This is a genomic window from Urechidicola vernalis, from assembly GCF_031846385.1.
GTDB lineage: Bacteria > Bacteroidota > Bacteroidia > Flavobacteriales > Flavobacteriaceae > Urechidicola > Urechidicola vernalis.
The window spans coordinates 750,033-775,950 of the sequence record NZ_JAVRHV010000001.1 but is presented as its reverse complement, the minus strand read 5'-3'; the positions used below and the strand labels follow the sequence as shown (position 1 = coordinate 775,950).

The 25,918-nt window shown below is 32.1% G+C and carries 26 protein-coding genes; 23 read left to right on the top strand and 3 right to left on the bottom strand.

Annotation, left to right across the window (positions count from 1 at the left end):
* Positions 1–15: 15 nt before the first annotated feature.
* The 3 genes from RM519_RS03430 to rny all read left to right on the top strand — a co-directional run bounded on the left by RM519_RS03430 (position 16) and on the right by rny (position 2,404).
* Positions 16–306 (top strand): hypothetical protein, encoded by a 291-nt coding sequence (locus tag RM519_RS03430; RefSeq protein ID WP_311592144.1) that lies wholly within the window; start codon positions 16–18, stop codon positions 304–306.
* Between the two features lie 11 nt (positions 307–317).
* The gene (locus RM519_RS03425; protein WP_311592143.1) at positions 318–608 is read left to right on the top strand and encodes a cell division protein ZapA; all 291 of its coding nucleotides are present in this window, start codon (positions 318–320) and stop codon (positions 606–608) included.
* Between the two features lie 227 nt (positions 609–835).
* On the top strand, positions 836–2,404 hold the full coding sequence (gene rny / locus RM519_RS03420; RefSeq protein ID WP_311592142.1) for a ribonuclease Y: 1,569 nt from the start codon (positions 836–838) through the stop codon (positions 2,402–2,404).
* An 80-nt stretch (positions 2,405–2,484) separates the two neighbouring features.
* Here the strand turns inward: rny and xerD are convergent, their stop codons facing one another.
* Positions 2,485–3,381, bottom strand: a complete 897-nt coding sequence (gene xerD, locus RM519_RS03415; protein ID WP_311592141.1) for a site-specific tyrosine recombinase XerD — start codon at positions 3,379–3,381, stop codon at positions 2,485–2,487.
* 76 nt (positions 3,382–3,457) lie between these two features.
* On the opposite strand from xerD, the gene aroQ reads away from it, so the two are divergent.
* A complete protein-coding gene (aroQ, locus tag RM519_RS03410; RefSeq protein ID WP_311592140.1) occupies positions 3,458–3,871 on the top strand; it encodes a type II 3-dehydroquinate dehydratase in 414 nt (137 codons plus the stop codon).
* Between the two features lie 355 nt (positions 3,872–4,226).
* On the opposite strand, the gene RM519_RS03405 is transcribed toward aroQ, so the two are convergent.
* Together RM519_RS03405 and ftcD are read right to left on the bottom strand one after the other, a co-directional pair.
* Entirely contained in the window at positions 4,227–4,688 is a 462-nt protein-coding gene (locus RM519_RS03405; protein WP_311592139.1) for a GNAT family N-acetyltransferase, read from the bottom strand.
* Positions 4,688–6,379: a glutamate formimidoyltransferase gene (gene ftcD, locus RM519_RS03400; RefSeq protein ID WP_311592138.1), complete on the bottom strand. Its 1,692-nt coding sequence runs from the start codon at positions 6,377–6,379 to the stop codon at positions 4,688–4,690. Before ftcD ends, RM519_RS03405 begins: the two co-directional genes overlap by 1 nt.
* A gap of 162 nt (positions 6,380–6,541) precedes the next feature.
* Here ftcD and RM519_RS03395 point away from each other — a divergent pair, with 162 nt between their 5' ends.
* The 19 genes from RM519_RS03395 (at position 6,542) to asnB (ending at position 25,918) form a co-directional block, all read left to right on the top strand.
* Positions 6,542–7,828, top strand: a complete 1,287-nt coding sequence (locus RM519_RS03395; protein WP_311592137.1) for a nucleotide sugar dehydrogenase — start codon at positions 6,542–6,544, stop codon at positions 7,826–7,828.
* A gap of 46 nt (positions 7,829–7,874) precedes the next feature.
* Positions 7,875–8,936 carry an NAD-dependent epimerase/dehydratase family protein gene (locus RM519_RS03390; protein ID WP_311592136.1) on the top strand — a complete coding sequence of 354 codons (1,062 nt, stop codon included), beginning with the start codon at positions 7,875–7,877 and terminating at the stop codon, positions 8,934–8,936.
* Complete coding sequence (locus tag RM519_RS03385; RefSeq protein ID WP_311592135.1) at positions 8,933–9,799, top strand: ABC transporter permease; 867 nt, start codon at positions 8,933–8,935, stop codon at positions 9,797–9,799. The genes RM519_RS03390 and RM519_RS03385 overlap by 4 nt, the downstream gene beginning before the upstream one ends.
* A 24-nt stretch (positions 9,800–9,823) precedes the next feature.
* Positions 9,824–10,789, top strand: coding sequence for a glycosyltransferase family 2 protein (locus RM519_RS03380; RefSeq protein ID WP_311592134.1), 966 nt, complete (start codon positions 9,824–9,826; stop codon positions 10,787–10,789).
* Positions 10,789–11,754, top strand: coding sequence for a glycosyltransferase family 2 protein (locus RM519_RS03375; RefSeq protein WP_311592133.1), 966 nt, complete (start codon positions 10,789–10,791; stop codon positions 11,752–11,754). The genes RM519_RS03380 and RM519_RS03375 overlap by 1 nt, the downstream gene beginning before the upstream one ends.
* Positions 11,755–11,756: 2 nt before the next feature.
* Positions 11,757–12,713 carry a sulfotransferase domain-containing protein gene (locus RM519_RS03370; RefSeq protein WP_311592132.1) on the top strand — a complete coding sequence of 319 codons (957 nt, stop codon included), beginning with the start codon at positions 11,757–11,759 and terminating at the stop codon, positions 12,711–12,713.
* A 50-nt stretch (positions 12,714–12,763) separates the two neighbouring features.
* Positions 12,764–14,044 (top strand): ABC transporter ATP-binding protein, encoded by a 1,281-nt coding sequence (locus RM519_RS03365; protein ID WP_311592131.1) that lies wholly within the window; start codon positions 12,764–12,766, stop codon positions 14,042–14,044.
* Entirely contained in the window at positions 14,026–15,111 is a 1,086-nt protein-coding gene (locus RM519_RS03360) for a DegT/DnrJ/EryC1/StrS family aminotransferase (RefSeq protein WP_311592130.1), read from the top strand. Before RM519_RS03365 ends, RM519_RS03360 begins: the two co-directional genes overlap by 19 nt.
* Positions 15,105–15,737, top strand: a complete 633-nt coding sequence (locus RM519_RS03355) for an acetyltransferase (protein WP_311592129.1) — start codon at positions 15,105–15,107, stop codon at positions 15,735–15,737. Before RM519_RS03360 ends, RM519_RS03355 begins: the two co-directional genes overlap by 7 nt.
* A gap of 6 nt (positions 15,738–15,743) precedes the next feature.
* Positions 15,744–16,976 carry a TDP-N-acetylfucosamine:lipid II N-acetylfucosaminyltransferase family protein gene (locus RM519_RS03350; protein ID WP_311592128.1) on the top strand — a complete coding sequence of 411 codons (1,233 nt, stop codon included), beginning with the start codon at positions 15,744–15,746 and terminating at the stop codon, positions 16,974–16,976.
* A 15-nt stretch (positions 16,977–16,991) separates the two neighbouring features.
* The gene (locus tag RM519_RS03345; protein ID WP_311592126.1) at positions 16,992–17,666 is read left to right on the top strand and encodes a class I SAM-dependent methyltransferase; all 675 of its coding nucleotides are present in this window, start codon (positions 16,992–16,994) and stop codon (positions 17,664–17,666) included.
* Positions 17,663–18,634 (top strand): glycosyltransferase family 2 protein, encoded by a 972-nt coding sequence (locus RM519_RS03340; protein WP_311592125.1) that lies wholly within the window; start codon positions 17,663–17,665, stop codon positions 18,632–18,634. Before RM519_RS03345 ends, RM519_RS03340 begins: the two co-directional genes overlap by 4 nt.
* A 2-nt stretch (positions 18,635–18,636) precedes the next feature.
* On the top strand, positions 18,637–19,470 hold the full coding sequence (locus tag RM519_RS03335; RefSeq protein WP_311592124.1) for a glycosyltransferase: 834 nt from the start codon (positions 18,637–18,639) through the stop codon (positions 19,468–19,470).
* A 7-nt stretch (positions 19,471–19,477) separates the two neighbouring features.
* The gene (locus RM519_RS03330) at positions 19,478–20,380 is read left to right on the top strand and encodes a glycosyltransferase family 2 protein (protein WP_311592122.1); all 903 of its coding nucleotides are present in this window, start codon (positions 19,478–19,480) and stop codon (positions 20,378–20,380) included.
* Position 20,381: 1 nt separating this feature from the next.
* Positions 20,382–21,230 (top strand): glycosyltransferase family 2 protein, encoded by an 849-nt coding sequence (locus RM519_RS03325; protein ID WP_311592121.1) that lies wholly within the window; start codon positions 20,382–20,384, stop codon positions 21,228–21,230.
* Between the two features lie 34 nt (positions 21,231–21,264).
* Positions 21,265–22,143: a glycosyltransferase family 2 protein gene (locus RM519_RS03320; protein ID WP_311592120.1), complete on the top strand. Its 879-nt coding sequence runs from the start codon at positions 21,265–21,267 to the stop codon at positions 22,141–22,143.
* Positions 22,140–23,054 carry a glycosyltransferase family 2 protein gene (locus tag RM519_RS03315; RefSeq protein WP_311592119.1) on the top strand — a complete coding sequence of 305 codons (915 nt, stop codon included), beginning with the start codon at positions 22,140–22,142 and terminating at the stop codon, positions 23,052–23,054. The genes RM519_RS03320 and RM519_RS03315 overlap by 4 nt, the downstream gene beginning before the upstream one ends.
* Before the next feature lie 156 nt (positions 23,055–23,210).
* A complete protein-coding gene (locus RM519_RS03310) occupies positions 23,211–24,059 on the top strand; it encodes a glycosyltransferase family 2 protein (RefSeq protein ID WP_311592118.1) in 849 nt (282 codons plus the stop codon).
* A gap of 11 nt (positions 24,060–24,070) precedes the next feature.
* Complete coding sequence (gene asnB, locus RM519_RS03305) at positions 24,071–25,918, top strand: asparagine synthase (glutamine-hydrolyzing) (RefSeq protein ID WP_311592117.1); 1,848 nt, start codon at positions 24,071–24,073, stop codon at positions 25,916–25,918.

Below are 25,918 nucleotides of genomic sequence, written 5' to 3'. Positions count from 1 at the left end.
TATCTCTGAAAATAGATGAGTAAAATAATTGAAGTTGCTAATTTACTGGAAGATAAACTCGAAAAACTTTTAGAAACATATACCTTTTTAAAGGAAGAAAATGAGTTACTACATTCTAGATTGGTATTATTAGAAAATCAACTAGCAGAGAATAAAGAACAATTGGAAGCAAAAGAAGCGTCATATCAATTGTTGAAAATTGCCAAAACTATCGAAGGCAGTAATGAAAGTACAAGAGAAACAAAACTCAAAATAAATGCTCTAATTCGCGAAATTGACAAATGTATCGTTCAAATAAGCGAATAAGTTCTTTGTAAATGGATAAGCTCAAAATTAAAATCACAATTGGTGGTCGTGTATACCCTTTAAGCGTTAATAGTGCTAATGAAGAGGAAGGTATGCGAAAAGCGGCTAAGAAAATTAACGATTTGATTCAAAAATTTGAACAAAACTATGCGGTAAGTGACAAACAAGATGTATTGGCAATGTGTGCCTTGCAATTTGCTGCTGCGTTAGAAATACAAACCATTAACAAGGATTCCGATTTAGAGGAAGCAACAAAAAAAATAGAGACTTTAAATCAGTTGGTTTCAAGTCATTTAAAATAAGTTCTTTAAAATAAATAATAATACTGCCTACATTAGTCATTGTTCGTCGAACTCAACAGGAATTAATTCTGAAGGATGAGTCGTAGTTGTAAAAGCAAGCCGTAAGTACTGTTCATTCAGAAACTAGATCGGATCCTTGACCATCTCGTTAGTCCTATATTTGTATAAATTGGAGTTTGTAGAAACTTCACTAATGTGGGCTTTTTTATATCTAATAATTAACCAAAATGGAAGAAATGATCATACCAATTGTTATTGGTTTACTTATAGGATTGGCAATTGGCTATTTAATTGCAAAATCTTTAGAGAAAAATAAAGCTTCTGGAACCATAAAACGCGCCAATAAAAGTGCAGCCTCAATTTTAAAAGAGGCAAAAATGGATGCTGAAGGGATTAAAAAAGAAAAAATACTACAAGCAAAAGAAAAATTTATTGAATTAAAATCGGAACACGAAAAGGTCATTTTATCAAGAGATAAAAAGATGAATGAAACCGAGAAACGAATAAGAGATAAGGAATCTCAGGTTTCTCAATTGCTCGATAAGAATAAAAAGTTGGAGAAAAATTTAGAGCAGAAAAGTTCTGATTTTGATCATAAATTAGAGTTTGTTGAACGAAAGGAAAATGAACTTGAAAAGGTTCATAAAAAACAAATTGAAAACTTAGAAGTAATTTCTGGGTTGTCTGCTGAGGATGCTAAAAAGCAATTGGTAGAGTCTCTTAAAGAAGAGGCTAAATCTGACGCAATGGCATTTATACAAGAAACTCTAGAAGAAGCGAAGTTAACGGCAGACCAAGATGCGCGAAAGGTTATTTTAAATACAATACAACGTGTAGGAGTAGAGCAAACGGTAGAAAACTGTGTGTCTGTATTTAATTTAGAGTCTGATGATGTTAAAGGTCGTATCATTGGCCGTGAAGGAAGAAACATTCGAGCGTTAGAAGCGGCCACTGGTGTAGAAATTATAGTTGATGATACTCCCGAAGCAATCATCCTTTCTTGTTTCGACCCCGTTCGTAGAGAAGTTGCAAGATTGTCCCTGCATAACTTAGTAACGGACGGAAGAATTCACCCTGCAAGAATTGAAGAGGTTGTTCGTAAGACAGAAAAGAAAATCAATCAAGAAATTATTGAAGTTGGAAAACGAACTGTAATCGATTTAGGAATTCATGGATTGCATCCAGAATTGATTAAAACGGTTGGAAGAATGAAATTCCGTTCTTCTTATGGGCAGAATTTATTACAGCACTCTAGAGAAGTTGCAAACCTTTGTGGCTTAATGGCTGCAGAATTAGGTTTAAATGCTAAAGTTGCTAAACGTGCTGGTTTGTTGCATGACATTGGTAAAGTGCCAGATACAGAGTCTGAATTACCACATGCATTGTTAGGAATGGAATGGGCCCAGAAATATGGTGAAAAACCAGACGTTTGCAATGCTATTGGAGCGCACCATGACGAGGTTGAAATGAAAACATTAATTGCACCAATTGTTCAAGTGTGTGATGCTATATCAGGAGCAAGACCAGGAGCAAGACGTCAAGTATTGGATTCTTATATTCAAAGATTAAAAGATCTAGAAGATGTTGCATTTGGATTCTCTGGTGTGGAAAAGGCGTATGCCATTCAGGCGGGACGTGAATTACGTGTAATTGTACAAAGTGAAAAAGTAAACGATTTGAAGGCTGCGGAATTGTCATTTAGTATTTCTCAAAAAATACAGAATGATATGACTTATCCGGGGCAAGTAAGAGTTACGGTAATCCGTGAAACGAGAGCTGTGAATATTGCGAAATAGTAATAATTTAGTGTAAAAAAAAGCGCCCAATATGGGCGCTTTTTTTATGAATTTTTTGTAAGAAAATTTTAAATGTAGCTCTAACTCCTAGGATGATATTGCTCCATTACATTTTGCAAATGACTTCGGTCTAAATGCATGTATATTTCTGTTGTAGTAATGCTTTCATGCCCTAACATTTGTTGTATTGCCCGTAAATCGGCACCTCGTTCGAGCAAGTGCGTTGCAAATGAATGACGAAACGTATGCGGACTGATTTTCTTTTTAATTCCTGCACTTACAGCCGTATTTTTTACAATAGTAAATATCATATTCCGAGTTAATTGTTTTCCTCTTCTGTTTAGAAACAAGGTGTCTTCAAATCCTTTTTTTACATCAATAAGTTTTCGAATGTTCTCAATATAAAACTGAATGTATTTTTGGGTTTGTTGGTTAATAGGGACAAATCGTTGTTTGTCTCCTTTTCCTATTACTCGAATAAAGCCTTCCTCAAAGAATAAATCAGACAACTGTAGCGTAATTAATTCTGTTACCCGAAGTCCGCAGCTATACAAAGTTTCTAAAATTGTTCTATTGCGTTCTCCTTGAGGTTTGCTTAAATCTATTGACTGAATAAGTGTATCAATATCTTCAATGGCTAAAGTGTCGGGCAGTTTCCTTCCTAATTTTGGAGATTCTATTAAGTCGGTCGGATTGTCGGTTCGGTAGTTTTCAAATATTAAGTAATCGAAAAAACTCCGCAAACTAGAAATAAGGCGTGCTTGAGATCTTGCCTCAATAGATTTAGATGCTTCATAAATAAACCGCTGCACCTTCTCAAAAGAAATATTAATGGGACTAGAGGCGTCTGTGTTTTCGTCTAAATACTGAATTAATTTGTTGATGTCTCTTGTGTATCCGTCTAAAGAGTTTTCAGAAAGACCCCTTTCAATCTTGAGATATAATTGATAATCTTTTAAGGCGTGATTCCATTTCATTAGGGTAAAGATAAACTTATCTGAATATTTTTAGAACGAAATAAATAATTCATTGAATTTATTCTATTTTTGAATTATGAAAATAATTATTCTTAACGGACCGAATTTAAACCTACTAGGGAAGCGTGAACCTGAAATTTATGGTTCTAAAACTTTTGAAGACTATTTTGAAGAGTTGAAAGAAAGATTTCCGGGCATTGACCTTTCGTATTATCAATCAAATATTGAAGGAGCGTTGATTGATAAGTTACACGAAGTTGGCTTTTCTTATGACGGAGTGGTATTTAATGCAGGCGCCTATACACATACATCTGTTGGATTAGGTGATGCAATTAAAGGGATTGAAACACCAGTAATTGAAGTACATATATCCAATGTGCATGCACGAGAAGATTTTAGACAGGTTTCTTACATTGCACCCAATGCAAAAGGAATTATTGCCGGATTTGGCTTGAAAAGTTATGATTTAGGCATTCAAAGTTTTATTTAGATCTTAAGCCACAAGTTAAAGCTAACCTTAAGCACTCATGCGTTAAATTATTAGTTAGCAAAGTGTTGAATTGATAAGGTTATCTATTTTCAATTAAAGATGGTGGTATTTGAATAAATACAATCCTTCAGTTTTAAAGCTAAAACTCAAAACACACCTATTAAAACACTAAAAATCAGAACACTAGAACACGCATAAGCGCATAATTCAATATTAATAAATTAACTGGTTTAGCTTAATAAGCATTCGGCGAAACATTAAAGCTAAAAATCAACATCTAGAGGTTAAATATCAGATTACCATACAGTTAAAAAACACCTTCCCCGATTTAGTTACTAATAAATAATCCAACTATCTAATCATCCAAATGCAACACCATTTTAATATCTCCACGGCTGTAGGGAGAATTTCCTAAAGCAACTTCTTTAAACCCAAATTTTCTGTAGATATAGAGCGCATTTTTTAGAATGGTACTTGAATACAATAAAACTTCATTCCATCCTTTTTTCTTAGAAAAATCAATACAGAATTCCATCATATGCTGCCCAATTTTACGCCCTCTATAATTTGGAGAAACAGCCATTTTACTCAATTCCCAACCTTCCGATTCATTCATTAAGGCAAAGGTTCCAACAATATCAGCACCAATTTTAGCAAAAAAAATGAATCCTCCATTGTCCAAAATATATGATTGCGGATTTTCTAGTACTTCTTTGTCATGTTCTTCCACATAAAAGTGAGTTTCAAGCCATTCTATATTCAAGTCGTAAAAGTGTTGTTTGTACTTTTCTTGATATGCTATTATTTCTAACTCCATTAAATTTTTGAATCTAATAAGGCAATTATGTTGGCTTCTCTTTCTAAAGTCTTGGTATAAATATCGGCGGCATTTTTTAATAAACTTTCGGCATAAGCTCTGTCAGTTATATCTTTAACGTTTATACGTACATTAAAATACGCTCCAAGAACAGCAGTTCTAGCGCAAATTGCACCAACCCCGGCATCAGACAACGAACTTTGCAGTCCGTGTTCTAGCATGGCTTCCATTACTTCCATAGATTCAAACGCCGTTTTCATTACTTCAAACGGAATTTCCGATGCGTATTTTGTAGCATCTTGAATGGCAGTTTTTCTAAGTTGTTTTTCTTCGTTGGTAGATTTTGGCATTCTAAAGCCATCAATAATTTTATTAAACGCATTGGTATCTTCATCTACTAGAAACAGTAGTTTGTTTTTATAAGCTTGTCCTTTTTCAGCCCATGTAGAAAAGAACTCCCAATTGTCATCCCATCCCGCTTTGTGTGCCGATAAATTGGCTACCATAGTCCCTAGAGAAACGCCAAGTGTACCAACATATGCAGAAATAGAGCCACCTCCAGGAGCCATTGATTCACCTGCGGTTTCTTCGGCAAATTCAGAAATAGATAAATCCACCAATTTCTTAGAGTCTTCTTCCATCACATATTCAATGATTTTTTCCTTGGGATGGAAAGGCTTTAAATCATCTAGCCCAAGAGATTTCACCGCGATTTTAATTTTTTCACTTTCAGAAATCCCCTTGGATCTTTGTTGCTTTTCTAAAAAATAATCTGCGGCTGCTAACATTGCCTTTAACGGTATTAAACCTATCAATTCAGAGCCAGTAACTCTAAGACCCCTGCTTGTTGCTGCTTTCACCGTTTCATCAAATGCTTCATGAACTGAAGTAATGCTGATATTTGTGAGATTGTATGAAATTTGAGCGATACCATATTCTTCTATATACCAACCAATTCCTTTAACGGCTTTTAATTTCCCCGGAATCCGAACTGGTTCTCCGTTCGCGTCTAAAACTTTTTTTCCAGTAATAGGATTTCCTTCTCGTTTTACGCGCCCACCTTCTCTTATGTCAAAAGCAATGGCATTTGCTCTGCGTGTTGAAGTAGTATTTAAGTTGATGTTATATGCAATTAAAAAGTCTCTTGCAGAAATAGCAATGGCTCCGGTTTTTGCAACAGCATCATTAAACTTAGCTGGACCAAAATCAGGTTTCCAACTTTCATCTTCAAACTTTTCTTTTAAGCCTTCGTACTCACCCGATCTGCAATTGGCTAGGTTTTTTCGTTTTTCTTCTTTAGCAGCATTTTCATAAAAATAACCAGGAATTCCAAGTTCTTTTCCCACCCGTTCTCCAAGTTTATGTGCATATATGGCAGTTTCTTCCAAACTTATTCCTGAGATAGGAACTAATGGACACACATCAGTTGCACCAAAACGCGGATGTTCTCCGGTTTGTTTGCTCATATCAATTAGTTCGGATGCCTTCTTAATCAATCTAAAAGCCGCTTCTATCACCTTTTCAGGTTCGCCAACAAAAGTAATTACCGTTCTATTTGTAGCCTTACCAGGATCAATATCTAGAAGTTTTACGCCCTCTATAGTTTCTACAGTATCAGCAATAAGTTGAATCTTTTCAGGATCTCTACCTTCACTTATATTTGGTACACATTCTATTAGTTGCTTGTTCATGCTAAAGTTATTTCCTTCAAAAATAAGAAGATTGAAGTTTAGTATCAATGCTTATGTTTAAATTTTAAAAACTTAATAATCTGTTTACAACTTCGGGAAATTATAAAGCAGATTTGAATCATTTTCTTGAATAAATTTTAAATTTGTGTAGATTCAATTACAATGAAGAATATAAAGATTGCAATTATTGGCCTTGGTTATGTAGGCTTGCCTTTAGCGGTAGAATTTGCAAAGAAATATAAAGTAATCGGTTTTGATATCAACGCATCTAGAATAGATGAGTTAAAAACAGGAAAGGACCATACATTGGAAATTTCAAAAAGTGATTTACAGCATGTTTTGGTGGCTGATAGTGCTATGAAAGGACTTTATTTAACCAATGAATTAGATGAATTGTCTAGAGCATCTGTTTACATCATAACAGTACCAACTCCTATAGATGAAAATAAAAAACCAGATTTAAATCCTTTGTATAAAGCAAGTAAAACAGTTGGGAAGGTGTTGCAAAAAAATGATGTGGTTATTTATGAATCAACTGTATATCCTGGAGCAACTGAAGAAGAATGTGTGCCTATCCTCGAGAAGCATTCGGGCTTGGTTTTTAACAAATATTTTTTTGCAGGTTATTCTCCGGAAAGAATTAATCCGGGTGATAAGGAGCGTACTGTTAGTAAAATATTAAAAGTGACTTCTGGTTCCACACCTGAAATTGCAGATTTTGTAGATAAATTATACGGTTCAATAATAGAAGCTGGCACGCATAAAGCAGAATCGATTAAAGTGGCTGAGGCTGCAAAAGTGATCGAAAATGCACAACGAGATATTAACATTGCCTTTGTAAATGAATTGTCAAAAATATTCAGATTAATGGATATTGATACCAACGAAGTGTTAGAGGCAGCAGGTACAAAATGGAACTTTTTACCATTTAAACCCGGATTGGTTGGTGGGCATTGTATAGGAGTAGACCCTTATTACTTGGCGCAAAAGGCGATTAGTTTAGGATACAATCCAGAGATCATATTATCAGGTAGAAGATTGAATGATAGTATGGGAGCCTTTGTTGCCGTAGAGACTGTAAAGTTGATGGTAAAGAAGGATATTCCTGTTAAAAACGCCGATGTGTTGGTATTAGGAATTGCATTTAAAGAAAACTGCCCAGATATTAGAAATTCGCGCGCCATAGATATTATAGAAGAAATTAAATCATACGATATAAATGTAGATGTTTACGATCCATGGGCTACCGTTTCCGCAGTTAAGCATGAATACGGAATTGATTTAATATCATCTTTAAGCGATATAAAGAAGAAATATGAAGCCGTAATTATTGCAGTGGCACATGATGAGTTTAAAGAAATTAAGTTAGAGGAATATTTAGAGGATTCGCATGTGATTTTTGATGTGAAATCTATGTTGCCTAAGGAAAAATCACATTTAAGATTGTAATAAATAATTATCATGCTGAGCCTGTCGAAGCAGGTCTTAAAAAGATATGAAGAAAAATAAAAAGGTATTGATTACCGGAGTGGCTGGGTTCATCGGATTCCATTTAGCAAAGAAATTAGTTGCTGAAGGACTAGATGTTGTTGGTATTGATAATTTAAATGATTATTACGATCCAAATTTAAAATTAACACGTTTACAGGAATTAGATGTTGATACGGCGGACCTTAATGATTTAGATCGAAGAGAAGGGCTGGTTTCATTTGTTAAAATGGATTTACAAGATAAAGAATCCATGATTCAACTGTTTGAAAACGAAAGATTTGATTTTGTTGTGAATCTAGCGGCGCAAGCAGGCGTACGACATTCATTAACGCACCCTCAAGATTATGTTGACAATAATATAACAGGGTTTTTAAATGTTTTAGAGTGCTGCAGAGCATACCCAATAGCGCATTTAGTATTTGCATCCTCAAGTTCTGTATATGGCTTAAGCGAAGCCATACCTTTTAATGAAGATGATTCTACCGATCATCCTTTGGCTATTTATGCTGCGAGTAAAAAGGCCAATGAAATGATGGCACATTCCTATGCACATCTGTTTAATGTACCAAGTACGGGCTTAAGATTCTTTACAGTGTATGGGCCATGGGGTAGACCAGACATGGCATTGTACATTTTTACAAAAGCAATGACAGAGGGGAAAGAATTTGAAGTGTTTAACAATGGAGATATGAGTCGAGATTTTACCTATGTTGCTGATATTGTAGAAAGTATCAAGCGTTTATTACCAAAGCCTCCTCAAAAAAACAATCCTAATTTTGATGCCGAAAAACCAACGCCATCAAAAAGTAAAGCAACCTATCAAATCTTTAATATTGGAAACAATGCACCAGTGCAGTTAATGGATTATGTACATGCCATAGAAAAGGAATTGGGTGTAAAAGGAAAGATTGTGTTTAAACCTTTACAACCAGGAGATGTTACCAGAACGTATGCCAATGTAGAAAGCCTATTTGAGTATATAGATTTTAAACCAGAAACGAAAGTAGAAGAAGGCATCAAGAAGTTTGTGGAGTTTTACAGAGAATATCATAACTTGCAATCATGAACGAGGAGTCCCCAAAAGAAGAATGGTTGTATGAAATCACACCTAAAAACAGTCTTTTCAGTCTAAATCTAAAGGAAGTTTGGCAGTATCGAGATTTGCTTTTTCTGTTTGTAAAACGCAATATAATAACAACCTATAAGCAAACAATATTAGGACCTCTTTGGTATCTAATTCAACCTGTTCTCACGGCCTTAACCTTTACATTAATTTTTAATAAAATCGCCAATATCGATACAGGCTCTGTACCTCCGTTTTTATTCAATATGGTAGGAATTACTACTTGGGGTTATTTTAAGTCTTGTTTAACAGGGACTTCAGATACATTTAAGGGCAATGCAGGGATTTTTAGCAAAGTGTATTTCCCCAGAATGATTATGCCACTGGTGACTGTCATCACCAATTTGTTCCGATTTGGAATTCAGTTATTAATCCTTTCTGGATTTTATTTGTATTATTTTTATAATGGAGCGTCAATTAGTTTAAATAGTTATAGTTTATTGTTTCCGGTATTAATTATTTTAATGGGACTTCTTGGACTTGGCTTAGGTATGATTATTTCTTCTATGATTACTAAATATCGCGATTTAAAGTTTTTATTAAATTTTGGAGTACAATTACTAATGTACGTTTCGGCTGTGATGTATCCCATCAGTTTGGTACAAGAAAAATTACCCAAGTTCGCTTGGTTGGTAGAGTACAATCCTATGGCATATGTAATAGAGGCAGCTAGATATATGATATTGTCGGATGGAAATGTTGTAATGAGTGGATTGGTTTATACCGCTTTAGTTACTTTGGTTGTCCTATTTATAGGAATTTTAATATTTAATAAAACGGAAAAAAGCTTTATAGATACGATATGATAATTGACCTTATTAAATAGTAAGATGAGTAAACCATTAATTTCTGTTATTATTCCAACTTTTAATCGTGCACATGTAATTAGGACTACTCTTGATTCAGTTATAGCGCAGTCCTATGAAAATTGGGAGTGTTTGGTTGTGGATGATGGTTCTTCTGATGAAACAATAGAAGTGTTGAAGGAATACCATCAAATTGATGAAAGAATAAAAGTTTATTTTAGACCTTCAGATCGACAAAAAGGTGCTAATTCTTGTCGAAATTTTGGTTTTGAAAAAAGTAATGGAGAATATATTAATTGGTTAGACTCTGATGATTTATGGCATCCAAACATGTTACAATTTCATTTAAATTTAATGAAGGGAAATGAAGGTAAAATTACAGTAACTCAATCTTCTTTTTTTTATAATGAGAAAGAATTAAATAAAGGGCGACTTTGGAAAGAAAATAAAAAAGAAAATCTTTCAATGGTTGGAATGATTAGATTTGACATTGGATGGCAAACAACTTCATGTTTGTGGTTAAGAGAATTATTACCTAGCAAACCTTTCGATGAAGATTTGCTTGCGGCACAAGAATGGTTATTTCATTGTAAACAAGTGTATAGTCTGGGTATAGAATCTTTTATTTTTTCAAATAAAGTTTTGTCATTTATTCGGAGATCTGACACATCATCTATTAGTAATACTTTGGTAGTTAAGAAAAGAAACCCAAATTATTTAAGAGCTAGGAATAAACTTCTAAAGTTTTTTTTAGATTCAGGAGATAGTGAAAATATTCAAATTGTTTTAAATAGTTTGAGTAGTCTTCTGCTAAAAATACTTAGTCATAATGCTTCTAATCAAGATTTGATAGAGTTTGAGAATTTGTTAAAAAAGATTAATTCTAGAAAATGGTTTTTTTATAAATTATCGAAAAGGTGTATTATTAAGTTTAAGTTAAATACTAATTTTTCGAAGAGATTATTACTTAGAGTGTTAAAAAGAGTTTAATGCAGAGCAATTTAGTATCAATCATAATTCCAACTTATAACAGGGCTCATTTAATTACTGAGACTTTAAATTCAATCATAGATCAATCCTATCATAATTGGGAATGTATTATCGTTGATGATGGGTCTACAGATAATACCCATGAATTGTTAGAGTCTTTTAATAATGATGATCGAATTTTATATGTTAAAAGACCAAAAAAAAGACCTAAAGGGGTTAATTCTTGTAGGAATTACGGATTAGAAATTGCGAAGGGAGTTTTAATACAATGGTTCGATTCGGATGATTTAATGCATCCCAATAGGATTGAGGTTATGGTAAGAATATTAGAACATGGTAGTTATAAATGTGTTATCAGTAATTTTTCCTATTTCCGAGGGAATCTGAATAATAAGGATTATCAAATAAAACCATTTAACAATTTCAATAATAATAGTTTGCAGCAAGGTATTGTTTCGGGATTAATTACAATAAACTTGCAATCAATACTATGGGATAGAACTTTTTTAAGGGAAGGAAAATTTAATGAAAAACTTAGTTATGCAGAAGATATTGAGTTTATATTTAAAGAAGTAATTAGAACAAATTTCACTTTTACCATTTTCGATAAAGTTCTTGTTTATGTTAGAAAACACGATAGTTCATTAACTGATGCTTTTAAAAATAGAAAAATTGATTTGATTAATGATGAAATTAAAGTACGATATTACATTCTTAATCAGGTTTACAAGATGAAACTAAATAGTGAAACTCTCAAGGGGGCTTTAAAGATGTATTTGAAATCCATAAAATACTTACTGTATATTAATAGATCTAAGGATTTCTATTTTGAATTCATAAAAGTATTTAAAATTACCAAGTTTAATTATTTACCACATTTAATATTATTATTAGTAATTTCAGTTTCGTATTTGTTTGCACAAAGAGGAATGTCATCATATCAAAAAGTTATTAATCAATTATAGTTATGATGTTTAAAAAGAAAATTAGGATTATTTTAATAAAAATAATCCTTCAATTTAAAAGATATCAATTAAACGATTCAATAATTATTTCTAGTGAGCCTAGAGGAGGTAGTACTTGGCTTATGGAGTTAATAGGAAAAGTTCCAAGAACAGTAATTAATTGGGAACCTTTACATATTGATTTTGGTGTTGTGCCTTTACAATTAGGTTTTGGGTGGCGTCCCAAAATTAAAGAAAGTTCTCAAAATAGAGCTGAATTTGAATTGTTTAAGAATATATTTAAGCTAACGGTATATTCAGATTGGACTATTAGGTATATCTCATTAAAGCAATTGATTTCTTCAAAATTGGTAATTACAAAATTTGTTAGAGCAAATCAAATTTTGCCCTGGTTGACAACAACTTTTGATTTTAATCGTAAACCAATTTATTTATTGCGGCATCCAATAACTACTAGTAAATCTCAATTAATAAATTTTGGAAAGTTTGAAACACAGCAATTAATAGAAGAACTAGATCAAAGTTATAAATTTCGAATACCAGTTGGTAAAAACAATGATAGGTATGCTAAAAATGCTGAATATATTAATTCCTTGCCTACTAGATTAGAACGTCAAATTGCTATGTGGTGTATAAATAATGTGGAAATATTAAATCACAAACTAAGTCATAAATGGTTAACAATTTTTTATGAGGATTTGGTAATAAATCCTCAAGACGAACTCAGCAAAATTTTGAAAGAATTAAAAATAAAGTCAAGTCTCGAAATAATTTCAAGTATTAATTTTAGAAGACCAAGTTCATCAGACTTTAAAGGAAATTATAACAGTAATAGTAATGAACATCTAGAAGGATTTTTAAAGGAGTATGATTTAGATTACTTAAATAAAATACAGCGAATATTTGATCACTTTGGTTTGACTAAATATACGGCATATGATGCTTATCCACAGAAATAGAATTACCTTTACAGAAGAGTGCAAAAAGAAAACAGTCAATTAAACTAATAATGAATCCGGAACAAGAAGAAGTTATTCTAAAAGTCGCAAATCTTTCCAAACAATATAGGTTGGGAGTTGTAGGTAATGCTACGATTAAAGAGGATATAAAAAAACTTTGGTATAAGGCAATGGGGAAAGAGGACCCCTATTTAATGGTTGGAGAGTTAAATGATAGAACAACATCTAATTTGTCAGATTATGTATTAGCATTGAATAACATAAATCTAGAAGTTAGAAAAGGAGAAGTTTTAGGTATTATTGGAGCAAATGGAGCAGGGAAGTCGACTTTGTTAAAGATTCTTTCAAAAATCACTTCTCCTACAGCTGGTACTGTTAAATTTAAGGGCCGTATTGCTTCCTTGTTAGAAGTAGGAACAGGATTTCATGGTGAATTAACAGGAAGAGAAAACATTTATTTGAACGGAGCCATTTTAGGAATGACAAAACAAGAGATTTCTAATAAAATGGACGAAATAATTGAGTTCTCAGGTTGTGATGGTTATATAGATACTCCAGTAAAACGCTACAGCAGCGGAATGACGGTACGTTTAGCATTTGCAGTAGCAGCTTTTCTAGAACCAGATATTTTAATAATTGACGAAGTACTAGCGGTAGGGGATGCAGAATTTCAAAAAAAAGCCATTGGAAAAATGAAAGATATTTCTAGGGGCGAATTAGGAAGAACAGTTTTATTCGTAAGTCATAATATGCAATCTGTAAAAAATCTATGCACAAAGGCAATTTTAATGGAGAAAGGCTGTATAGTTAAGGAGGGAGAAGTTGATGATGTAATAAATCAATACTTGAGTACTGATAATTTTAATTCAAAAAACTATGCAAAATTTGATGATGAACACAAAAAGGACATCTTTAAGATTAACGAAATTGGAATAAGAAATACCGGTAAAAGTTATGATGACCCCATAATTGAGGATGAAGAAATCGAGTTAAATTTAAATATCAATTTTTATAAAGAACCAGAGAAGTATCATATTACATATCATTTATTAGATGAACTTGGAGAATCCATTTTTTCATTTTATGATTTAAAAAGTATAAACTTTGTTGAAGGTGTGAATCAAATTAAATGTTCTTTTTACAAAGAGTTTTTTCAATCGGGTAACTTTGGAATAGCCTTATACATTGTTTATAATCATGAAAAGTCAATTTTTGCAAAAAAAAATATTGTAACTTTTTCTGTTATGGAAAGGAAAAGAGAATTAGGAACTTATCAAGGAAGAGAGCCAGGATATATTAAACCTCAATTTAAATGGGAAAGACAAAAATAAACGTTACGAAGACATTTCTTCCACCTCAAATTGAGTTTAATACCAAACTTGAAAATGCTTGGAATGAGAATTGGATAACAAACAGAGGGGAATTGGTAGTTAAATTGGAAAATGAATTAAAGAGTTATCTTTCAACAAAGAACATAATTGCAACAGCAAATGGTACCCTACCATTACATATTGCTATAAAGGGATTAGGATTAAAAGGTGAAATTATTACCACTCCTTTTTCTTATGTAGCAACGACTTCAAGCATTGTTTGGGAAGGTTGCACTCCTGTGTTTGTTGATATTCATCCTGAATTCTTAACGATAAATGAAACTAAAATAGAAAGCGTAATAACTAAAAATACTTCTGCTATTTTGGCCACACATGTTTTTGGGAACCCATGTAATGTTGTAGCAATAGACCGTATAGCAAAAAAACACAATTTAAGAGTAATTTATGATGCTGCACATTGTTTTGGAGTTAAGTATGATGGACAATCTATTTTTAATTTTGGAGATGTGAGCACCTGTAGTTTTCACGCAACAAAAGTGTTTCATACTGGTGAAGGAGGTGCCTTGTTTTGTTCGGATGATTTGTTTCATAAAATGTATTATCATCATAATTTTGGACATGATGGCGCTGAAAATTTTTTTGGCTTGGGAACCAATGCAAAAATGAGTGAATTGCAAGCAGCTATGGGCCTTTCTGTATTACCTTATTTTGAAACGATAATCTCAGAGCGTAAAAAGGTTGTTCAATTTTATAATAAGCAATTGAATTTTGAAAAATTGAAAACGTTAAAAACTAGAAATCATACGGAATGGAATTACAGTTATTACCCAATTATTTTAGAATCTGAAGAAACTCTACTAAAAGTAAAAAACGTGTTGAATAAGAATAATATTTTTCCAAGACGTTATTTTTACCCTTCGTTAAATAGACTTCCCTATATTAATTCGTATTCAATGCCAAATGCCGAAAGTATAAGTACAAGAGTTTTATGCCTACCATTATATGTTGGTCTAAATGAAAAAATATTAAGTACTATTGTCTCATTAATAAATAAGCAGTTATGTTAGTTGTTGGTGCAAAAGGTTTTGCAAAAGAAGTACTTGAGGTTATAATGGAACAAGATGATTTAAAGAAATTGGTTTTTTATGACGATATTAATAGAAATAAAAAGAAACTCTTTAATGAATTCTCCATTTTAAATACAGTAAAACAAGTTGAAGAATTTTTTGATAAGGTAGATAATAGATTTACAATAGGAATTGGTAATCCAGAACTTAGAAAAAAGATGTATGATAAATTTTCATCTAAAGGAGGTGTTTTTACATCAGTAATTAGTGCTAATATTACTGTGGGGTCTTTTGATATTGAATTAAAAAATGGAATTAATATATTACCCGGTGCTCGAATTTCAAATAGTGTATGTATTGGTAAAGGGAGCTTGATTTATTATAATGTAGTTATAACACACGATTGTAAAATAGGAGCATTTGTAGAAATTGCTCCGAATGTCACTGTTTTAGGAAGGGTGATAATTGGGAACAATTGTTCTATTGGAGCAAATACAACTATTTTACCAGATATTGTAATTGGTAACAACGTTGTTATAGGTGCGGGTAGTGTAATTACAAAAAGTATTCCAGATAGTGTCATGGTTGTTGGAGTTCCAGGAAAAATAATTAAGAGAATTAATTAAAAAGGAGTGATTAAGGCAATTCATATTTTTGATGATGACAAGTTTGTAGATTATGCAATAAAGTTATTTGAGGCAAGTAATACTTCTAATTTTGTTTATAAATACTTCGTTATAGGAAATTCTAATACATTCGGATACGTTAATTCGAGTTTAGCAATTCCTCTTGATTTATCAGAAGAGAAAGCTTCAAAAAATTTTGTTCAAAACATACATAAAGAAAAAATACAAGTGGTGCATATTCATGTATTAAATCAACGAAAATTTGAAATCATTGAATTGCTTAATCCAGAAGTTCTAATTGTTTGGTACTGTTGGGGCTATGATTTATATCAGCAATGGTTTCCGTTTAAACAAAGAATTTATGAAAAAGAAACGTTCAAATACATTCATAGGCATGAACCAATTAAAAGAAAAGTTTTAAATAAAGTAATCCAAAATAGTGTAATTTACAACTGGCTCAGAAAAACTGATTATAAGAATAATAAAAGAAATAACTGGTTTTTAAAAAAAATATATGAATGCCACCCTAAAAGGTATCAGGATTGTTTTAATAAGGTGAAAATTGTAGTTCCTGTATTGGAAACTGAGATGACCTACCTCCATCAATTGAATAATGAATTTAAATTTAGTCCATTTGCTTATGGTACTTTAAGAGAATTTTTGAATAAGGAGAATTTTGAAGTATTTAATTATAGTTTAGGAGATAACATATTAGTAGGAAATTCTGCAAATCCAACTAATAATCATGTTGAAGTTTTTATTAAACTCTCTAAAATTAATTTAAAAAACAGAAAAGTAATAGTGCCGCTAAGCTATTCAGGAAGTGAGGATTATATAACTTATGTATTGTTAAAAGGCAAAGAGTTATTAGGGGCTAACTTTAGTCCTATATTGAACTTTATTGAGTTAGAGGAGTATAATAAAATTTTATTATCCTGTAGAATAGTATTTTTTAATCATATCAGACAACAAGCCATGGGAAACATAATAACATTAGGTTATATGGGGGCGACATTATTTATAAATAAGAAAAGTCCAGTGCATAAATTTTTAAAGGACAATGAATTTATACATTACACTATAGACGACCTTAATATTGTTTTATTAAATGCCGAGTTAGAAGAAAATATTAAAAAGAAAAATCGATTGGTGTTGGAAGATTTGTATTCGTTTGAAAAGGTTTTGAAAAAAGTTCAAAGTTTAAATAGAATAGTCAAATCAAATCTATTTACTGCTTAAAATTTGTTAATGAATATGTTTGATTTTATAATAAAATTAATTCCTTATAACTTTAAAAAGACCATCATTGATGCCAAATTAAAGGATTTAGAGAAAAAAAGGAAATTATCTGAGAGTATACCTAAATTTGATTTAAAAGAATATCATATTTCTAATTTGAAAGTTCAATTAAATCGTATTGAAATGATTGATTTACTACCAAAGAATGCAATTATTGCTGAAATAGGCGTTGATAAAGGTGAATTCTCGCAGTGTATAATAGATAAGGCGAAACCTCGTAAATTGCATTTAATTGATGTTTGGGATACAGAAAGGTATGATAGTGCAAAGAAAGAATTGGTTTATGAAAAATATAAAAAGCATATTGAAAAGGGTATTGTGGAAATAAATCTGGGGTATTCAACTGAGGTTCTAGAGAAATTTGATGATCATTATTTTGATTGGGTATATATTGATACTGACCATTCTTATTCAACTACAAAAAAAGAGTTAGAAGTGGCTTCAAGAAAAGTGAAAATCAATGGTATTATTTGTGGTCATGATTATTTTATTGGAAATTGGGTGAAAATGTACAAATATGGCGTGATTGAAGCAGTTCACGAATTTTGTGTAACCAATAATTGGGAAATTGTATTTTTAACAATAGAACAATCTATTCCACCAAGTTTTGCTATAAGAAGAATTCAATGAAAAAAACTCTAGTTTCAATAATAATCCCAGTTTTTGGTAGGATCGAGTTTTTTAAGTTAACTCTAGAATCTATTAAAATGCAAACATATAGTAATTGGGAATGTATTATAGTAGATGATGGATCAGAAAAGGAAGAACTTGAAATTATAAAAGCACTAATTTCTCAGGACAGTCGAATAAGTTTGTTACTTAGACCAGAGCATAAAAGGAAAGGGGCTAATGCTTGCCGTAATATAGGAATAGAAAGAGCGAAAGGAGATTTTTTAGTATTCTTAGATTCAGACGATGTTTTAGCAAGTTTTTGTTTAGAAGATCGATTAAAAACAATTGAAAAGTTTCCTTCTAGAGATTTTTATGTTTTTAATATGGCATATTTAAACAATCCAGATGTATTGGTTAACAAATATCACAATTCCAAACAAGAAAATTATTTGGCTCAGTTTCTATCCAATAGCCCTGCTTGGCCAATTACATCTTTGTTGGTAAGTAATAATGTAAAAGTAACATTTGATGAAGGATTAAAGCGATTTCAAGATGTAGACTATTCGATTAAGTTAATACTAGGTAGATTGCAATATCATTTGTTTAAAGACATTACTCCAGATTGTTATTATAGAGTAACTGAAGATTCCTTGAGCAGAGTTAATAATAAGGGGTTTATTAAAAAGGTTGTAAAATCTTATTGTAGGTTATTAAATAATGTCTTCAAGTATGGGGATAATTTTTTAACAAAAGATGAGTTGAGAAAAAGTGTAAAACGCGGGTATATAGATGTTTTTAAAACCTTTATATTACCTCATAAAAAATGGATGCTGTTTTTAAGTATGCTGAGAGTTTCTTTTAAATTTAATATTTTAGATTTTTATTCTTATTATAATTTATTGATGATAATGATTTATCAAAGTATTGGAGTTCAAAATGTGAAAGGGATAGGGTATCATAGAATATCTAAAATAATACGAAATTAAAGATGAAGAATCCATTAGTGTCTATTATTATCCCTTGTTTTAATGTAACGGAATTTATTGAAGAGTCGGTTCAAAGTGCTTTAAATCAGGATTATAGTAATATTGAAATAATTATTGTAGATGACGGTTCTACAGAAGATGTTCATTCTGTTGTAAAACAATTTTTAACTGAAAGTGTTTCATTTTTTAAAAAAGAAAATGGAGGTTTGGCTAGTGCCAGAAATTTTGGTATTGATAAATCAAATGGAGAATTAATATTACCATTAGATTCGGATGATAAAATTCATGAAACGTATGTTTCAAAAGCAGTAAATATTTTTACTCAAAGATCAGAGGTTTCTCTTGTATATTCAAAAGCAGCTTTATTTGGTGCAGAGAAAGGTGAATGGAAGATGGGAGATTATTCTTTTAAACACTTATTGTTGGATAATATGATATTTTGCTCTGCAATATTTAAAAAAGAGAAGTTTTTAAATGTAGGGAAATATAACGAAAAGTTCAGGTTTGGAAGAGAGGATTGGGATTTGTGGTTAAGGTATCTAGATGAGGAAAGTATAGTAATTAAGATTCCAGAGGAATTGTTTTTTTATAGAAAACATAGCGGTAATTCCATGAGTGATCAGTTTTCTAATGCATTAGAGAATAATGTGAACCTATTTGATTTGTTTTATTTTAACAGAAAGTTATATGCAAGACATTTTGACAATCCAATAACTCAATTGCATAGGAATAAAGAATTAGAAATTAAGTATCAAAAATTACAATTAAAGTATTTATCATTAAAGAAATCATTTTATGAAAGATTAAAAGAGAAAATTAAATCTTTTATTAAATAAAAACTAGATGCTGGCCATAGTAATCCCATTTTATAATATTGATTTTTTTAAAGAAACGCTGGATTCATTGAAAAATCAAACCAATCAAAACTTTAGGGTGTACATTGGAAACGATGGTAGCATGAGTGATCTTAGCGAATTAATATCGTTTTATAATGAACATATTGAAATTCACTATCGAAATTTCCCAGATAATTTAGGAGCGGTATCGTTGGTAAGTCATTGGAATCGATGTATGAGCTTATTATCAAATGAAGACTGGGTTTGTATTTTGGGAGATGATGATATGTTGTCATCAACGGTTGTGGACGAATTCTACAGTCAGTTTGAATTGGTAAAAAAAAAGGGGGTAGCAGTTGTACGATTGCGGAGTCAATTGATAGATGATTCTGGAGGTGCTATAAGCGAAGTATATGAGCATCCGACAATTGAAAGTAGTATTGGTTCGTTCGAAAAGGTGTTTTATAAACAAAGTCGAAGTTCCTTGTCTGAGTACGTTTTTTCAAGAAATGTTTATGAGAGATTTGGATTTTTCGATTTTCCATTGGCTTGGCATAGTGATGATTTAGCATGGTTAACATTCTCAAATTTTGGAACTATCTATACACTTTCAAATTGTAAGGCAATGATACGGTTATCTTCAGTGAATATTTCGGGTCAATCGGACAATTTCCGCTTGAAACGAAAGGCAAGTGTGGCTTTTTACAGAAAATTATTAGGAAGATACCCTTTTAGGTTTAAACATTCATTTCGGGAAGAACTTCTCAAAGAATTGGTGTATTTAGTTGATAAAACTAAAAACTATACCTTGAAAAATTCTACATTGATTATTGTACATTTGCTTTGGATGCTAAAAGTAAAACTAGCCTTAGGTTTTTTGAAAAAGGCATTCAAATCTAATGTTTTATAATATGAATAGTCCGTTAGTTTCTGTGATAATGCCGGTTTATAATCGGGCACATTTAATCTCTGAATCCTTAGATTCAGTGTTAAGGCAATCTTATGATAACTGGGAGTGTATCATTGTTGATGATGGATCCATTGATGCTATCAAATCAGTTGTAAATGAGTATTTAAAAAAGGACGATCGATTTCAATACTATTATAAAGCCAATGGTGGAGCTGCTGCTGCACGAAATTACGGGATTCAAAGATCAGAAGGAGTTTATATTTTACCTTTGGATTCGGATGATATAGTAAATTCAAATTATATGGAAAAGGCAGTGGCTTGTTTTGAAAATAATTCTAATTTAAAACTGGTGTATGGACAAGCGGAATTAATTGGAGATAAAACTGGAAAATGGAATTTGCCGCCCTATTCATTTAAACTTTTTCTGATTTATAATATGCTGTTTAATTCCTCCATGTATAAGCGATCTGATTTTGATCGGGTTGGAGGTTATACAGAGGGTAATCGATTCGAAGATTGGGATATTTGGATCAAAATATTAAAGCCAGACGGGAAAGTGTTTCAGATACCAGAAGTGGTGTATTATTATAGAACACATACGTCCAATTCTATTACTAATTTATTGGATACAGAAAAAGAACTTTACGAAGAAAGTATGGGGCAATTGTATCAAAACCATATGGATACTTATATTAGTGTTTTTGGAAACCCAATTGATTTGGAGCGAGAACGTCGAGCCTTGTATAGCAAGGTTCATTCAGCAAATTATAAAAAAGCCGAACGTATTCTAAATTCTTCTCTTTTTCAATTAGGATTGCAGTTAAGACGAATGTTTAAAAGAAATAGTTAAAATTATTAAAGAGGAAAGTTTACATAATACCCCATTGGTTTCTGTTTGTATACCAACCTATAATGGTGCCCAATTTATTTTGGAAGCACTTGATTCTTTGAATCAACAAACCTATGATCATATAGAGATTGTGGTGTCGGATGACAATTCAAGCGATGGAACATTACAAAAGATAGCGGAGTTCAAACCACAAAGTAAATTTCCAATTCATATATTTCATCATAAGCCACGGGGTATTGCGGCAAACTGGAATTATAGTATTGAAAAGTCAAAAGGGAAATACATTAAGTTGTTGTTTCAGGATGATGTATTTGAACCTAGTTGTGTGGAGGAAATGGTGGAGGTTTTTGAAGAAAATGCAGGTGTTGGATTGGTTACTTCAAAGCGAAGTATTATTTCGGATTTGTCGAATAGGTTTACAGAAGGATGGATTTCAAATTTTCATGATTTACAGGTGAATCTTGATTTACCGGATAAAGATATAGTCGTAAGAAAAGGAAGATCGTTATTAAAATCACCTAACTTTAAATTAAAACCAATTAATATAATAGGAGAACCTTCTTGTTATATGTTTTCGAAAGAGTCTTTCAACACCATAGGTGGTTTTCATAAGGAGATGTTTCAGTTGGTAGATTATGAATTTTGTCTGCGTATTTTTAAAAAGTATGACGTTGCTTTCTTAAAAAAAAGTTTAGTTCGTTTTCGCTTACATCAAGATCAAGCGTCTTTTGTGAACCATCGTAACAAAAGTAATGATAAGGAGTTGTTTTATAGGCTATTGTATCGAGACTATTTTTGGTATTTACATGTTAATTTTAAATGGCTTTTGATAATGAGATTCAATTTATTGATAAAGTTATATCGTTATTTTCGATATGATATATTGAAAATTAAAAAGCATAAAAGTTCATGATTTATGTGATTATTGTAACATATAATGGTGAAAAGTGGATTAAAGCATGTTTAGATTCATTGGCATCGAGTTCCATGCCCCAAAAAGTAGTTGTGGTGGATAATTCAAGTACAGATGGAACAGTAGATTTGATTCAGCAATATTTTTCAAAAGTTTATTTATTAGAACAATCTGAAAATTTAGGTTTTGGCAAGGCCAATAATATTGGGATATCTTATGCATTAGATGCAGGAGCGGATTTGGTGTTATTGTTAAATCAAGATGCAAAAGTAGAAAAGCATACGCTTAAACGGTTGTTAGAATACTCTGATTTGAATTCTGAATATGGAATTATTAGTCCAGTGCATTATAATTGGAATGGCGATAACTTGGAGTATTATTTTGATTTGTTTTCAAAGTCCAATTCAGATTTAGTAACTGCACTTAAAAATCAAGAGGGAGGAATGTTTGAGGTGTCGTTTGTGAACGCAGCTGCATGGCTGCTACCAAAGAAAACATTGGAAGCCATCGGTGGTTTTGACCCTATGTTTTATCATTATGGTGAAGATAATAATTATTGTCAGCGCGTAATATTTCATGGTTTAAAGATTGGGGTGGTATCAGATGCCTGTATATATCACGATAGTACTGTTCGAAAAGGAAATAAGGCGCCATTGTTTTCTGAAGCATATTTTAATCAAGAAATCAAGCAATTATATGTTCAAGCAGCCGATATTAATAAAAATTTTGCGTTGAAAGAAAGAAATAACTTAAGATTACAACAATTAAAAGTTACACTACGAAATTTGAGAAAAGGTCACTTCAAAAATGTCTTCGGATATTTAAAAAAATACCTGATATTTGAGCGAAGATTTAATAAGATTTTGAGGAGTAGAGAGGTGAATAAGAATATGGGAAGGCATTATTTGTGAATAGGTTAAGTCGTAGAATTGTTAAGTTATTGAATGACAGAATACAAAAGGTAGATGACGGTAAATTGGTGATGACTGGATTCTGATAATGTTTGTTAAAAGAATGAAGAGTCCTGAAATAAGTTCAGGATTTAATAAAAGAATAAAATAAAATTTTTGGTAAAAAAACAGCCTTTGATAAGTGTGATTATTCCTACACGGAATCGTTATGACTACATTCGTTTAATGTTAGAAGATCTTAAAAATCAAGATGTTTCTAATTTTGAGGTAATTGTGGTGGATCAATCTGATATACCTGAGAATATAGATGGCTGTGCGCATTTTATTTCCAAAACCTTAGGTCCTTGTGTGTCTCGTAATATTGGTGCAAAAGAGGCCAAAGGAGAGGTTTTAGTTTTTTTAGATGATGATGCACGAATATATCCAGATTTTATACGAGAAATAACAAATCCGATTATCCATGATCGATTTGATGGGGTTGCTGGGGCAGTATGTGATCAGGAAGGTAATTTTAAAAGGAAGGACAGTGATATGTTAAAAGCATACGGGATTAATTTTATTAAAGTGCTTACAAGAAATCCAGATTCTCCTAGTTCTAGAATTACTTTGTCCTTCCCTGCCGGTTGTTCGGCCATAAAGAAAGTTGTTTTTGAAAATGTTAATGGGTTCGATGAGTCCTTTGATCCGACTGGTGCAGGAGAAGATCGGGATATGGCGTTAAAACTTTATATACAAGGCTATGCTATCTGGTATAATTCGTCAGCTAAGTTATTGCACGCGGAGGTACCTTATGGTGGGGCGAGAGAAATAGGGGAGCGCTCTATGATGCTAGATGCACATACTTATAGAATGTGTAAAAAGTATTTTTCAACTGAGTTGGCAAAATCTTTGAGAAAGAATATATTGAAACGATATAAAGACAATTTGAAAAACGCTCTATTAAACTTCAATAAGGTTAGAACTAAGTGTAGCTCTTATTTACGGATGATTAGACTTTTAAAATAATAGAGAATAGAATGTGTGGATTTTTAGGAGAATTTTTGATAAATGGGACTGCACCAATGAAGTCTAATGAATTTGAAATTTTGTTGTCACTATCCAAACAACGAGGACCGGACACTACCATTATTGAAAGAAGCGATAATTATCAATTTGGTTTTAATCGTTTGGCGGTATTGGATACCTCGGTAAACGGGAATCAACCAAAGTGTAGTCCGTCTGGACGTTACTTATGTGTGATTAATGGTGAAATCTATAATTTTAAGGAGTTGATTGATATCCATAATATAACAGGGCTTCGGTCAACTTCAGATTCAGAGGTTTTGGTTCATATGTTAGATCAATTGGGAGTTGAACAGACAATTCTTTGTTTAAATGGGATGTTTGCTATTGCAATTCTAGATACACATACCAATATGTTGTTTTTAACACGTGATTTTGCCGGGATTAAGCCTCATTTTTATGGAGTCTCAAAACATGGGGTTGTATTTGCTTCTCAGTTTAATCAAATTTGGAAACATCCGTTTTTTAAGGATGTAAAGGTTTTACGCCAAGACATAGTGAAGGAGTATTTTGGAGTTGGTTATATGCAGGCACCAAATACCATTTATAAGGATATCTATCAAGTAAATCCAGGTGAATTGCTATTCATAAATGGTGACGGAAACATCCAGCAAAAACAATTGATCACATTTAATAAAGATTATGAGTCATATTCTAGGGAGGCGTCTGAAAGTTTTGAAACGCGTTTACATGCCAAATTAAATGAAAGTATAAAAAGCCAGATGATGAGCGATGTATCTTTGGCTACATTTTTAAGTGGAGGTATTGACAGTCCACTGATAAGTGCAATGGCAAGGGAACATGAAAAAACAATTGTTTCGTTTACATTGGGTGTCGATTCGGAAAAATATGATGAACGTGAAGCTGCGCGTGCTTACGCCAAACATATTGGTACAGAACATCAAGAGGAAGTCTTAGAAGTGCAAATGGTGTTGTCATCAATTAATACTCATTTTAAGCATTTTACCGAGCCCTTTGGTGATTATTCTAGTATTCCGACTTATTTAATTTCAGAGCAGGCGAGGAAAAGACATACAGTGATGTTATCGGGTGATGGAGGAGATGAATTGTTTTTTGGATATCCAAGAATGACCGACGTACTTCAAAGGCAATGGTGGTTTTCGATTCCTTTTTTTATTAGAAAGCCTCTGGTTCGCTTGTTGATTAAAATGAAGATTTATCATTCTTGGGCGCCCTATACAAATAAAAGTCTTCAGGCATTTATTTTATCTAAACAATTACATATCCCGTTTAAATCGCTAAACAACTTATTTCCAAACACGTCATTTTCGGAGGAATTTAAAGAGTTGTATACATTTCAGAAAGGTTCTAAAAAGCAATTATTGCATCAATTGCGTTGGAATGAATTTTATGGGCATATGCAACGTGTTTTGATTAAAGTTGATCGAATGAGTATGGCACATGGTTTAGAAGTGCGTGTGCCTTTTTTAGAATTGAAAACAATACGAACGGCATGGAAATATTTGCCTAAATTCAAAAATGGTAAGTTTAGGTTGAAAGAAGTCTTAAAAAAGATGATGAGGGTCTATTATCCAAATACTTTGATATCACAGAAAAAAAAGGGGTTTTCTGTGCCTGTTGAAGATTGGTTACGGAATGAATTACTAGAGGATGTGACTGAAGCAGTATTGAAAAAACCTATATATGGGGTTTCGGATGAAAGCATACTATTGATGCACGAATATGTACATGATTTTTTGATAGATAAACATCATCAGGCATGGGGTGTTTGGCATATCTATGCTTGGCAAAAATGGGCGATATCAGAAGAACTAATTTAA